A 12,938-nucleotide genomic window follows, 5' to 3' on the forward strand; every position below is an offset into this window, starting at 1 on the left:
ATCAGTGGCTCCGGGCAAAATGGACAGGCGCACCTGTCAGATTGTGGGTGGGGAGAGCCGTCATCGATTCACTGATAGTGCCCGCATTTTCCAGCAGTTGCAAGGCCAGGCGCTGCAGGTCCTGCGGGTTTTGCGTGGCGATGGTCGTCGTGCGCACGGGGCCGACCAGGTGCTGTTCGGCGCACTCCTGCAGGGTTTGCAGGGCGCCCTGGGTCTTTCGGCGCTCGGCAGCGGTGTTGCCGTGCAGCAGGCCGGCCACCATGCAGGGCAGGCCGGTGTGCAGCGCAATCTGCTTCAAGCTCTTGTAACTCTTGAGCACGCCTGCGGCATCGTTGCCCATCACGACGAGCGGAATGGTCGCCGTGTGCGTGAGCAAGGGCCCCAGCGTGGACGCGGGCGCGTGCAGCACCATCAGGCCGTAGGTCCTGAAGTAGGGCAGCAGGCCCTGCAGCGGCGGTGTGTCCTGCGCCAGCGCGCGGCGGGTGGTGAGCTGCAGTCCCCGCGCGGCGGGGATCACGGCCAGCGACGAGGCCGCAGCGCCCATGTTCAGGTGCGCGCCGTCGTTCCACGGCGCCTGCTGCAGCAGGTGCAGCAAACCGGGGCTGTCGTCGGTCTCCTGCGCGGTGCCGTCCAGCACCACGACCGGGTGTCCCAGGCGCTGCAGGATGGCGCAGACCTGCCACAGCGCTTCGAGGCCCGTGCCGGCGTTGTCCTGGCTGGCGACCGCCACCACGCGCAGTTCGGACTGCGGCGTGAAGCTGTGCAGGCTGGCGCCTTGGTGAAATCCGATATCAAGCATCGACCATCCCTCGCTCGTTGATGCCGTCTGGCGAGTGCGAGAAGAAGAAGTTCAGGTCGCTGGCCTTGGGGTCGAACGCCGACTTCACCGGAGCGCGCATCGAGGTGTTGATGAGCTTGTGCGCATCGGCGCGCTCCCAGTCTTCGGGCACGCGCTGGCCGTTGGTCACGCCGCGCAGCACCATCTGGTGGCGGATCAGCGCGTCGATCGCGGGGCCGAGTTTGACGGCTTCGTCCACCTTGGACAGGATGGCCTGCTGCGAGCCGTCGGTCTTGAAGGCGGTGAGCACGTCGTCCAGCGTGTCGCCATGGCAGCCGGCGTTGAGCACCAGCAGGCGGTTGACGTGCGGCAGGTCCAGCACGTCGAGCATGTCGCGCTTGCGCGGGTCGCGCGGGGCGACGCCGGTGGTGTCGATGAGCACCATCTTCTTGCCGGACAGCAGGCCCAGCAGGTCCTGCAGCGCGGCGCGGTCGTGGGCCAGGTGGGCCACGATGCCCAGCATGCGGCCGTAGGTGCGCAGCTGTTCGTGGGCACCGACGCGGTAGGTGTCCAGCGTGATCAGGCCCACGCTGCCGGGGCCGTGGATGCGGGCGCACATGGCCGCCAGCTTGGCGGTGGTGGTGGTCTTGCCCACGCCGGTGGAGCCTACCAGCGCGAAGATGCCGCCCTGCTCGTACAGCGGGGCTTCGGCCAGGTCGGTCTTGAGGTTGCGCTCCAGCACTTCCATCAGCCAACGCACCGACTCGGCGGCCGACAGCTCTTCAGGCATGCGTTCCAGCACCGCGCGGGCCAGCGAGGGCGAGTAGCCGCCGCGGATCATCTTGAGCATCAGGTTGGACTGGATGGGGTTCTGGCGCGCCTGCCCCAGCCACGCCAGCGTGTTGAAGCGGTCTTCGATCAGGTCCTTCATCGCGTGCAGCTCGGACATCACGCTTTGCTGGTTGGCGGCGGACTGCACGGCGTGGCTCACCGCGGGCTCTGGCCGACGGCGGGGCTGCTCGGGCGGCAGGTCCATCGGGATGGAGCGCAGCGGGTTGTGGCGCACCACGGCCGGTGCGCTGGCGATGCGCTCGCGCTCGGGCGCTTCGTCGCGGCTGCGCTCGGACAGCGTGGGCGGGTCCGACGGGCCGTTCATGGCTTCATGGCGGCGGCGCAGCATGCGTTCGCGCACGTAGTCCTGGAACGACAGCGTGCTCATCGCCAGCTGCTCGGTGTCTTCTTCCACCGGGTTGCGGTTCAGAGCCGACAGGGCTGCCATGGCGGCCTGGTTGTTGTGGTTTTGGCTCTGGCCTTGGCTGGCGCGCTGCGGTGCGCTGCGGGCCGGCGTGGGGGCCAGCAGGGGCGGGTTGGCGGACTGCGACGAGCCGCCGCCCGCACCGCTGCCGTCCAGGGCCGAGAGCGTGTCTTCCGCCGTGGCCACCACCTCGACGCCGTTGGCCGTGGGGCGGTTGGACAAAATGAGTGTGCCGTCCCCGAAGGCCATGCGCGCTTTGGCCAGAGCTTCCCGGGATGTGGGGGCGGTAAAGCGTTTGATGTTCATGCTGATGCACCTCTAAGGATCGGCCCAATGCGGATGGTGTGGGTCTCGGGGATTTCACTGTGCGCCAACACCTGCAGGCGGGGCGCGACGCGGCGCACCAGGCGGGAGATGGCATTGCGGATCTGGTCGGGCACCAGCAGGCACGCTGGCAGTCCCATTTCTTCCTGCTTGAGGGCTACTTCGGCGGCCTTCTGGGTCAGGATGTCGGCCACGCCGGGGTCCAGGGCCGGGCCAGCGGCGTTGCCCAGGGCCTGCACCAGGAGGCGCTCCAGGCCCGGTTCGATGGCGATGACGTTGAGCTCGCGCGTCGGGCCGTAGATCTGCTGGACGATGGCGGGCGACAGCGCAATGCGCACGCGGCGGGCCAGCTCGACGGGGTCGCTGATGCCACCGGCGAATTCGGCCAGCGTCTCGATGATGGTGCGGATATCGCGGATGTGCACAGATTCCTCCAGCAGCAGCTGGAGAACTTTCTGGAACGTTGCGATGGAGACCATTTTGGGGACCACTTCTTCGATGAGCTTGGGGGCCAGTTTCGCCACGTGTTCCACCAGTTGCTGCGTTTCCGTGCGACTGAGGAGCTTGGCGGCTTGCACTTGCATCAAGTGTGACAAATGGGTGGCCATCACGGTTTCGGAATCAACGACGGTAAAACCCGCCATTTGTGCCGCTTCCTTCTGGCGATCGTCGATCCAGTGCGCGGGCAGGCCGAACGCGGGGTCCGTGGTGGGCGTGCCGATCAGCGGCGTGGTGATGCCGCCGGGGTTGATGGCCAGGAACATGCCGGGGAAGGCCTCGCCTTCGCCCACCACCACGCCGCGCAGGGTGATGCGGTAGCCGCTGGGCTTGAGCTCCAGGTTGTCGCGCACGTGCACGGCCGGGGGCAGGAAGCCCACCTCCTGCGCGAACTTGCGGCGCACGCCCTTGATGCGGGTGAGCAGGTCGCCCTGGCGGCTCTTGTCCACCAGGCTGATCAGGCGGTAGCCCAGCTCCAGGCCCAGCAGGTCCACGGGCTGCAGGTCGTCCCAGGTGGCTTCGCCGTCGGCTACAGGGGCGGGCGGGGCCTCGACCTCGGGCGGTGCCTTCTGGCGCTCGTAGAGCAGCCAGGCGCCATAGGCCATCATGCCGCCCATGGTCAAAAACACCAGGTGCGGCATGCCGGGGATCATGCCCAGCAGCAGCAAGATGGCGGCCGTCACACCCACCACGCGGGGCGACATGAACAGCTGCGCCACGATCTGGCGGCCCATGTCCTGGTCCTTGCCCACGCGTGAGATCACCATCGCGGCGGCCACCGAGATCAGCAGCCCGGGGATCTGCGCGACCAGCGCATCGCCCACCGCCAGCAAGATGTAGCTGTCGGCGGCCTGCCCGGCCGACAGGTTGTGCTGGAGCATGCCGATGGCAAAGCCGCCGACGATGTTGATCACCAGGATCAGGATGCCGGCGACGGCGTCCCCGCGCACGAACTTGGAAGCACCGTCCATGGATCCGAAGAAGTTCGCTTCTTCAGCGACTTCGGCGCGCCGGCGCTTGGCTTCCTTTTCGTCGATCATCCCGGCGTTCAGGTCGGCGTCCACCGCCATCTGCTTGCCCGGCATGGCGTCGAGGGCAAAGCGCGCGGACACTTCGGCGATGCGCTCCGCGCCCTTGGTGATCACCACGAAGTTGATCACCACCAGGATGGCGAACACGATCAGGCCCACGGCAAAATTGCCGCCGATCAGAAAGTGGCCGAAGGCCTCGATCACCGCACCGGCCGCCCCGGGGCCGGTGTGGCCTTCCAGGAGCACGACCCGGGTGGAGGCCACGTTGAGCGACAGGCGCATCAGCGTCGTCAGCAGCAACACTGCGGGGAATGCCGCGAAGTCCAGCGGGCGCAGCATGTATGCCGCCACCATCATCACCATCAGGGCGACAGCGATGTTCAGCGTGAAGAACGCGTCCAGCAGCCACGGCGGGATCGGGAGCACCATCAGCGCCAGGATGGCGACCACCAGCAGCGGCGCCGACATGCCTTGAAGGGCGCTCGAGTGGTTGCCCGCCCAGAGTCGGACAGACTTTACAGAGGTATTCATACGGCGGCGCCTTGCACGGTGGTGCGGTTCAGCGGATCAAGCTCTGGCGGAACGAAGGGCTCCTCCAGGCTGTCGGGCATGCGGCCTTCGCCGCGCAGCGCGGCCTTCAGGCGGTACACGTAGGCCAGCACCTGCGCCACGGCGGTGTACAGCGTGGCGGGGATGGCTTGGTCGAGCTCGGCGTGGGCATACAGCGCACGTGCCAGCATGGGGGACTGCAGTACGGGCACTTCGTGCTCCTTGGCCACGTCGCGGATCCGCAGGGCGATCAGGTCGGTACCGCGGGCGATCACCTGGGGGGCGCTCATGGTCTTTTCGTCGTACTTGAGCGCCACGGCATAGTGGGTGGGGTTCATGACCACGAAGTCGGCCTTGGGCACGGCGCCGACGCTGGCGCGCTCGGCGATCTCGCGCTGCTTTTGGCGGATGTGGCCCTTGATGTGGGGGTTGCCGTCCGACTCCTTGTGCTCCTGCTTGATTTCCTCGTGCGACATCTTCAGGCGCGACTTGAAGAAATACGCCTGCAGCGGCACGTCGATCAGGGCTGCGAGGAACACCACCAGCAGCAGCAGGCTCATGCCCGAGGTCAGCCAGTCCGCCAGCTGGCGGATGGCGATGGGCGAGGGCTGCAGCACCAGCATGGCCACGGTCTCGATGCTGTTGCCCATGAACTTCCAGGCCACGTAGCTCAGGATCACGGTCATCAGCACCATCTTGGCCACGTTGGCCATCTGCTGCTTGGAAAAGAGGTTGGCCAGGCCCGAGATCGGGTTCAGGCGGTTGAACTGGGGCGTGATGGGCTTGCTGCTCATGATCCAGCCGCCTGCGCCGATGGCGCTGATCAGGGCCGCGCTGCTGGTGAGGATGGCGAACACGGCGCTGGCGATGAGGCCGATCATCACCATGTCCGACAGGCGCTTGAGCATGGTGCCGGGCGCCATCACGATGGCGGAGTCGAACGCCAGCTGGCGGCTCATGGCCAGCTGCATGTGGTCCATCAGTGCCGGGGCCATCATCAGCATGCAGGCCGCACCCGCGCCCAGGATCGCCAGGTGCGACAGGTCGCGAGAGCGCGCACCCTGGCCGTCTTCGCGCGCTTTTTGCAATTTGCGCTCTGACGCGGGTAGGTTTTTTTCTTGGCTGGATTCCATGATGGCATGACGGCTGGTGCCATGCCATTGTCGTGAGCGACCCGGAAATCTAAAGGTGGATAAGGGGGCGTCGATGCCCGCTTTTCCGTGCCGCGAGGCCTTTGGAGGGCTCCTTGAGCGCCAGCGCGACCAGCTACACGCACGCTCTCCGAAACCGGCGCGCCCGAAGCCAGCGCACCCGTGGAACTGGCTTTGCCAGGCCACTGGGTGCGTCCCCCTCAGGGGGAAGGCGCCGAAGGCGACTCAGGGGGAGATCAGAACCCGAGGCTGGCGAGCAGGTCGTCCACCTGGGACTGGTCGGTGACCACGTCCGCGGTGTTCTCGGGGTCGACCACCGGGCCTTGCAGGTGCATGGGCTTGGCTTCGACCACCGGCACCTGGGCGTTGGGGGGCGCCGTCTGGATGAGCAGCTGCACCAGCTGCTCTTCGATGTTGGCCGCCAGGTTCACCACGCGCGCGATCACCTGACCGGTGAGGTCGTGGAAGTCCTGGGCCATCATGATTTCGGTGAGGTGCGTGTCCGCTTCCTTGGTCACGCGCTCCACGTCGGTCAGGAAGTTCATGATCTCGCCCTTGGCCACGGCGGCCACGGGGTCCTTGACCAATGAAGTCACCACCCGGCGCGTTTCCGCCGCGATGTAGTCGTGCTGCGCCTTGGCCTGCTCGACGCGGTTGAGCACCTTTTCCGCCGCTTCGCCGGTCAGGCGGGCGATGTAGGAGAGGCGGCTTTGCGCGTCGGGCAGCTCGCCCATGGAGCCGCGCAGCTTGTCGGCGTAGCCCAGTTCGTTGAGCGAGTCGTGCAGTTGCCGGGTCAGCAGGCCGATCTTCTGGTGGACTTCGGCAGGCTGTTGGCTGTGGTCCGGTGTGGCATCCATGATGTCATAGCCCCATCTTCTTGAGGATCAAGGTCACCTTTTCCTCCAGGGTGGCCTTGGTGAAGGGCTTGACGATGTAACCCGCTGCGCCACCCTGGGCGGCGGCCACGATGTCTTCCTTGCGGGCTTCGGCGGTCACCATCAGGACGGGCAAGTGCTTGAGCTTGTCGTCCTTCTTGATCTCCGCCAGCAACTGGAAGCCGTTCATGTTGGGCATGTTGATGTCGGTGACCACGAAGTCGAACTTGCTGTTGCGCAACTTGTTCAGGGCAGCGACGCCGTCCTCGGCCTCGTCGGCGTCGGCGAAGCCGCTTTCCTTGAGCAGGTTGCGCACGATGCGCCGCATGGTGGAGAAGTCGTCAACAATCAAAAAACGAAGGGCTGTGGTCACGTGGGACCCTTTCGGTCGGAAGTATCTGTAAGTATTGTCATGGGCGGCAGCTTTGGTGACAAGTCGTAACCGTTATCTGCCAGGGGTGGGATTTTCCCGCTTTTCATTCAACAGTTCTGTGGAAGTGATTTCGGGGATCCCTTTACCCATGAGACGTTCTTCGGCTTCGCGGGTCAGCACCGTGATGGTGATGCGCCGGTTGGCAGGGGCACGCGGGGTCTTTGGCTCCAGCAGATCGCTGGCCGCCAAGCCCACCACACGCCCCAGTTTAGCGTCTGGCATGCCGGCCGAGACCAATTCGCGCCGCGACGCGTTGGCCCGGTCGGCCGACAGCTCCCAGTTGCTGTAGCCGCGATCACTGTTGCCATACGGCACGGCGTCGGTGTGGCCGGCCAGGCTGATGCGGTTTTCGACGCCGTTCAGCGCAGCGCCGATTTCGCGCAGGATGTCGCGCATGTAGGGTTTCACCAACGCACTGCCGCTGTCGAACATGGGGCGGTTCTGGTCGTCGATGATCTGGATCTGCAGCCCGTCGGGGGTGATGTCGATGCGGATCTGCGACTTGTATTCGTTCAGGCGCGGGTTTTCGGTGATGAGCGCGTCGATCTTGGCCTCCAGCGCCTTGATGCGGGCCAGGTCCTGCTTGGCGCGCTCGGCCTTGGCCGCGTCGATGCTCATTCGGCGCTGTTTGGCCTCTTCCACGTCCGAGCGCCGCACCTGGCCGTGTACCTTGGCCAGGTCGTTGCCGCCGCCCGGGATGATGCTGGAGCTGTTGCCCGAGCCGTCGCCGCCCGTCATGGCGACCTTGAGCGGCGAAGAGAAGTACGCCGCGATCCCCTGCAGCTCGCCCTTGGCGGTGGAGCCCAGCAGCCACATCAGCAAAAAGAACGCCATCATCGCCGTCACGAAGTCGGCGTACGCGATCTTCCAGGCGCCGCCATGCACTGCATGGCCGCCTTTCTTGATGCGCTTGATGATGATGGGCTGGAGTTTCTTTTCTGCCATGGCGCTCGGGAATCAGGGGAGGGAGCGTGCCGCTCCCGCTACTTCTTGCCTTTCACATGCCCCTCCAGCTCGGAGAAGCTGGGGCGGACGTTGGAGAACAGCACCTTGCGGCCGAACTCGATGGCGGTGGCCGGGTTGTAGCCCTGCATGCTGGCCAGCAGGGTGGACTTGATGCACTGCAGCTCCTTGGCCGCATCTTCGGTCTTTTGCTCGACCAGGCCGCCCAGGGGCTCGACCACACCGTAGGCCAGCAAGATCCCGAGGAATGTGCCCACCAGCGCCGAGCCGATCATGCCGCCCAGCACCGACGGCGGCTGGCCCACCGAGCCCATGGTGTTCACCACGCCCAGCACGGCGGCCACGATGCCGAAGGCGGGCAGGGCGCCGGCCAGACGGGCCAGCGCGGCCACGGGGGCGTGCGCCTCCTGGTGGTGGGTGTCGATCTCGCTGTCCATCAGCGCCTCGATCTCGTGGGAGTTGAGGTTGCCCGACACCATCATGCGCAGGTAGTCGGTGGTGAACTCGATCACGTGGTGGTCGCTGCCCACCGTGGGGTATTTCTTGAAGATCTCAGACTCGTGGGGCGCCTCGACATCCTTTTCAATCGCCATCAGCCCTTCCTTGCGGGCCTTTTGCAGGATGTCATAGAGCATCGCCATGAGCTCCATGTAGCGCTCTTTGGTGTACTTGGAGCCCTTGAGCGCCATCGGCAGCGCGGCCATGGTGGCCTTGATCACCTTGGGCTGGTTGTTCACCACGAAGGCGCCCAGGGCGCCGCCCAAAATGGTGATGATCTCGAAGGGCAGTGCCTTCAGGATCACGCTGATGTTCCCCCCGTGCACGATGTACACGCCGAAGATGCAGCCGAGGCAGACGACGTAACCGATGATGACAAACATGCTTTGGACGTGTTGGGCGGCAACTGCAATGAGGCCGGGAACGGCGGGTTGGGCACGGCTGCTGGCAATGCAGCTTACCGAAGGTTACTGCAAATGTATCGGATTGAAGAGTGCCAAATGGCGTCAAGAGAGCGGACATCACAGCGCTTCTTGGGCAAATGGAGCCAGAGCGACAGGCCGCGACCCGCTGTCAGCCCCCTGCGACCCGCGTGCGGACTTCGGGTGCAGCCGGGAATGGCGGCAACACTTGAGAAGCAGAGGATCTGCAGACCCGCTGAGCTCGCGACGAGGCATCGGCGCAACGGCAGCAGCCCCCGAAATTGAATGAAAAAGGCCTCTTCCGCGCGATCAACAAGCGCAAGCAGCTATATTTTAATAGCATTTGGTGGGAAACACGGCCAGCGTCGCTCCCGGCGGCCGGCATCAATCGCTGCATTTGGGGCGCTTTTGGGCGCCCACAGGGCCTTTTGGCGCTGCGGGGGCTGCACTATGCTGCGGGCATGAAAGCCGTACTGCTCGCGGGGGGACTGGGAACCCGCATCTCGGAAGAGTCGCACCTGCGTCCCAAGCCCATGATCGAGATCGGTGGGCGGCCCATCCTTTGGCACATCATGAAGATGTATGCCGCCCATGGCGTCAACGACTTCATCATCTGCCTGGGCTACAAGGGCTACGTCATCAAGGAATACTTCGCCAACTACTTCCTGCACATGTCCGATGTCACCTTCGACATGGCCAACAACCGCATGGAAGTGCACCACCGCCACGCCGAGCCCTGGCGCGTGACCCTGGTGGACACCGGCGAAAGCACGCTGACCGGCGGGCGCCTCAAGCGCGTGGGCGAATACCTCGAGCCCGACGAGCCCTTCTGCTTCACCTACGGCGACGGCGTGGCCGACATCGACATGCCCGCCCAGTTCGCCTTTCACCGCGCGCACGGCAAGCTGGCCACCGTCACCGCCGTGCTGCCCCCCGGCCGCTATGGCGCGCTGATGCGCGACGGCGACCGGGTCGAAGGCTTCGTCGAAAAGCCCCGGGGCGACGGCGGCTGGATCAACGGCGGGTTCTTCGTGCTGTCCCCCCGGGTGCTCAGCCGGATTGAGGGCGACGCCACCCCCTGGGAGGCCGAGCCCATGGACACCCTGGCGCGCGACGGCGAGCTGATGGCCTACGAGCACCACGGCTTCTGGCAGCCCATGGACACGCTGCGCGAGAAAAACCTGCTCGAAGACTTGTGGCAAAGCGGCCAGGCACCCTGGAAGCGCTGGTGATGGTGCCAGTCCCGACGACGACCCCTACAAGGCAGCAGCACCATGCGTCCTGATCCCGACTTCTGGCGCGGCAAGCGCGTGTTGCTCACGGGCCACACCGGCTTCAAGGGCGCATGGCTGGCCCTGTGGCTGCAGCGCCTGGGCGCCCAGGTCACCGGCGTGGCCCTGCCGCCCCCGGCCGACCCCAACCTGTTCACGCTGGCGCGGGTAGACGAGGGCATGGACAGCCATTTCTGCGACGTGTGCAACCCCCAGGCCTTGGCGATGCGCATCCGCGCCGCGCGGCCCGACGTGGTGCTGCACCTGGCCGCGCAGGCGCTGGTGCGGCCCGGCTATGCCGACCCGCTGGCCACTTTTGGCACCAACATCATGGGCACGGCCCACGTGCTCGATGCCCTGCGCGGCCTGCCCGAGGCGCGCGTGGCCCTGGTGGTGACCACCGACAAGGTCTACCGCAACCGCGAATGGGCCTACCCCTACCGCGAAGACGACCCGCTGGGCGGGCACGACCCCTACAGCGCCAGCAAGGCCGCGGCCGAACTGGTCACCGCCAGCTACCGCGACGCCTTTTTGGCGCCGCAGGGCGTGGCCGTGGCCACGGCCCGGGCGGGCAACGTGATCGGCGGCGGCGACTGGGCGCAGGACCGCCTGCTGCCCGACGCCGTGCGCGCCTGGGAAAAGGGCGAGACGCTGCACATCCGCCGCCCCGAGGCCACCCGCCCCTGGCAGCACGTGCTGGAACCCCTGGCCGCCTACCTGCGGCTGGCGCAGCGCCTGTGGGATGCCCCGTCGCTGGCAGGCCCCTACAACTTCGGGCCACTGCCGCACGAGGCAGCCACCGTCAAACATGTGATCGAAATGGCCTCTGGCGCTTATCTAACCAGCGCTGTAAGCTATGAAAATGATAGTGACGGCCCGCACGAGGCCGGCTGGCTGGCGCTGGAAACCGCCCACGCCCGCCAAGCCCTGGGCGTGGCCCCGCGCTGGGCGCTGACCACCTCGGTGGCCCGCACCATGAACTGGTACCGCCAGCAGCACGGCGGCGCCGATGCCCGCACGCTGTGCCTGGCCGACATCGCCGCCTGGGAGGCCCAGGCGTGAGCCGCCTAGTCCGCACACCCTTGCCCCTGGCCGGGCTGTTCCGCATAGAGCGGCAGCCGCTGGCCGACGAGCGCGGCTTCTTCGCCCGCCTGTTCTGCGCGGACGAGCTGGCCGCCGCCGGCTGGACGCAACCCATCGCGCAGATCAACCACAGCCATACCGCGCGGGCCGGCACCGTGCGCGGTCTGCACTACCAGCGCCCGCCGCATGCCGAGATGAAGCTCGTCACCTGCCTGCGCGGCGAAGTGCTGGACGTGGCCGTGGACCTGCGCCACGGCTCGCCCACCTTCTTGCAGTGGCATGCCGAGCGCCTGTCGGCCGACAACGGCACGGCGCTGCTCATCCCGCCAGGCTTTGCGCACGGCTTTCAGGCCCTGTCCGACCAGGCCGAGCTGCTGTACTGCCACTCGGCCGCCCATGTGCAGGGGGCCGAGGCGGGCCTGAACCCGCTGGACCCGCGCCTGGCCATCGCCTGGCCGTTGCCGCCCGTGGGCCTGTCGCCGCGCGACGCGGGCCAGCCCTGGCTGACCGACGGGCCCGGCCCCGAATTCGAAGGAGTGCGCCTGTGAAGTGCCGACACTGCAGCAGCCCGCTGCAACTGCCGTTTCTGGACCTGGGCAGCGCGCCCCCGTCCAACGCCTACCTGCCCGAGGCCGCCCTGCGCGCGCCCGAAACCTGGTTCCCGCTGCGCCTGCTGGTGTGCGAGACCTGCTGGCTGGTGCAGACCGAAGACCACGCCGGGCGCGAGGCGCTGTTCACCGACGACTACGCGTACTTCAGCTCGTTCTCGTCGTCCTGGCTGGCCCACGCCGATGCGTACGTCGGTGCGATGCGCGAGCGCCTGGCGCTGAATGCCGACAGCTGCGTGGTCGAGGTCGCCTCGAACGACGGCTACCTGCTGCAGTACGTGCAGGCCGCAGGCATCCCCTGCTACGGCGTGGAGCCCACGGCCAGTACGGCGGCTGCCGCCCGCGCCAAGGGTATCGAGGTGGTCGAGCGCTTCTTTGGCGTGGCCTTGGCCGACGAACTGGCCCGGGCCGGCCGACAGGCCGACCTGATCGCCGCGAACAACGTGCTGGCGCACGTGCCCGACATCAACGACTTCGTGAGCGGCTTTGCGCGGCTGCTCAAGCCCCACGGCGTGGCCACGTTCGAGTTTCCGCACCTGCTGCGCATGGTGCAGGGCTGCCAGTTCGACACCGCGTACCACGAGCACTACTCGTACCTGTCGCTCACTGCCGTGCAGCGCATCGTCGCGGCCAACGGCCTTGCGGTGCTGGACGTGCAGGAGCTGTCCACCCACGGCGGCAGCCTGCGCGTGTTCGCGGGCCGGGCCGATGCAGCCAGCCACCCGCACGCCACGGCCGACGGCGCCAGCCGCGTGCGGCAGTTGCTGGCCGACGAGGCCGCTGCAGGCATGCTGGGCGCTGATTTTTATGGCGATTTCCAGGCCCAGGCATTGCGCATCAAGCGCGAGCTGCTCACTTTTTTATTGCAATGCCAGGCGGACGGCATCACCGTTGGGGCCTATGGCGCAGCCGCCAAGGGCAACACCCTGCTCAACTTTGCGGGCGTGCGGCCCGACCTGCTGCCCTACGTGGTGGACAAGAACCCCGCCAAGCAAGGCCAGTACCTGCCCGGCAGCCGCATCCCGGTGGTGAGCGAGGCGCACCTGCACGCCCACCGGCCCCAGCGCGTGCTGATCCTGCCGTGGAACCTGCGGGACGAAGTCAGCGCGCAGCTGAGCGACATACGGGGATGGGGAGGGCAGTTCGTCACGGCCGTTCCCCGCCTTGAAGTCTGGTAGCCGCACAGCGCACCCGCTACG

Annotated in this window: 12 protein-coding genes; 4 read left to right on the top strand and 8 right to left on the bottom strand. The window is 66.7% G+C overall.

Going from position 1 to position 12,938, the window contains the following annotated elements:
- Position 1: 1 nt before the first annotated feature.
- The 8 genes from ASF16_RS23230 to motA all read right to left on the bottom strand — a co-directional run bounded on the left by ASF16_RS23230 (position 2) and on the right by motA (position 8,738).
- Positions 2–799 (bottom strand): hypothetical protein, encoded by a 798-nt coding sequence (locus ASF16_RS23230; RefSeq protein ID WP_056172883.1) that lies wholly within the window; start codon positions 797–799, stop codon positions 2–4.
- Positions 792–2,339 (bottom strand): flagellar biosynthesis protein FlhF, encoded by a 1,548-nt coding sequence (gene flhF / locus ASF16_RS23235; RefSeq protein WP_056172885.1) that lies wholly within the window; start codon positions 2,337–2,339, stop codon positions 792–794. Before flhF ends, ASF16_RS23230 begins: the two co-directional genes overlap by 8 nt.
- A complete protein-coding gene (flhA, locus tag ASF16_RS23240; RefSeq protein ID WP_056172887.1) occupies positions 2,336–4,417 on the bottom strand; it encodes a flagellar biosynthesis protein FlhA in 2,082 nt (693 codons plus the stop codon). Before flhA ends, flhF begins: the two co-directional genes overlap by 4 nt.
- Positions 4,414–5,568, bottom strand: a complete 1,155-nt coding sequence (locus tag ASF16_RS23245; RefSeq protein ID WP_056172890.1) for a flagellar biosynthesis protein FlhB — start codon at positions 5,566–5,568, stop codon at positions 4,414–4,416. Before ASF16_RS23245 ends, flhA begins: the two co-directional genes overlap by 4 nt.
- Positions 5,569–5,822: 254 nt before the next feature.
- Positions 5,823–6,443 (bottom strand): protein phosphatase CheZ, encoded by a 621-nt coding sequence (locus ASF16_RS23250; protein ID WP_056172893.1) that lies wholly within the window; start codon positions 6,441–6,443, stop codon positions 5,823–5,825.
- Between the two features lie 4 nt (positions 6,444–6,447).
- The gene (cheY, locus tag ASF16_RS23255) at positions 6,448–6,834 is read right to left on the bottom strand and encodes a chemotaxis response regulator CheY (RefSeq protein WP_010466076.1); all 387 of its coding nucleotides are present in this window, start codon (positions 6,832–6,834) and stop codon (positions 6,448–6,450) included.
- Positions 6,835–6,906: 72 nt separating this feature from the next.
- Positions 6,907–7,839, bottom strand: coding sequence for a flagellar motor protein MotB (gene motB, locus ASF16_RS23260; RefSeq protein ID WP_056172895.1), 933 nt, complete (start codon positions 7,837–7,839; stop codon positions 6,907–6,909).
- 38 nt (positions 7,840–7,877) lie between these two features.
- Positions 7,878–8,738, bottom strand: a complete 861-nt coding sequence (motA, locus tag ASF16_RS23265; RefSeq protein WP_056172898.1) for a flagellar motor stator protein MotA — start codon at positions 8,736–8,738, stop codon at positions 7,878–7,880.
- 500 nt (positions 8,739–9,238) lie between these two features.
- On the opposite strand from motA, the gene rfbF reads away from it, so the two are divergent.
- Genes rfbF through ASF16_RS23285 form a run of 4 tightly spaced genes read left to right on the top strand, consistent with a single transcriptional unit; the run spans position 9,239 to position 12,917 of the window.
- Positions 9,239–10,009, top strand: a complete 771-nt coding sequence (rfbF, locus tag ASF16_RS23270; protein WP_056173053.1) for a glucose-1-phosphate cytidylyltransferase — start codon at positions 9,239–9,241, stop codon at positions 10,007–10,009.
- A gap of 42 nt (positions 10,010–10,051) precedes the next feature.
- A complete protein-coding gene (gene rfbG, locus ASF16_RS23275; protein WP_056172903.1) occupies positions 10,052–11,110 on the top strand; it encodes a CDP-glucose 4,6-dehydratase in 1,059 nt (352 codons plus the stop codon).
- Positions 11,107–11,679 (top strand): dTDP-4-dehydrorhamnose 3,5-epimerase family protein, encoded by a 573-nt coding sequence (locus ASF16_RS23280; RefSeq protein WP_056172907.1) that lies wholly within the window; start codon positions 11,107–11,109, stop codon positions 11,677–11,679. The genes rfbG and ASF16_RS23280 overlap by 4 nt, the downstream gene beginning before the upstream one ends.
- Entirely contained in the window at positions 11,676–12,917 is a 1,242-nt protein-coding gene (locus tag ASF16_RS23285; RefSeq protein ID WP_082517114.1) for a class I SAM-dependent methyltransferase, read from the top strand. Before ASF16_RS23280 ends, ASF16_RS23285 begins: the two co-directional genes overlap by 4 nt.
- Positions 12,918–12,938 lie beyond the last annotated feature (21 nt).

This window comes from Acidovorax sp. Leaf78 (assembly GCF_001422735.1).
Classification (GTDB): domain Bacteria; phylum Pseudomonadota; class Gammaproteobacteria; order Burkholderiales; family Burkholderiaceae_C; genus Acidovorax.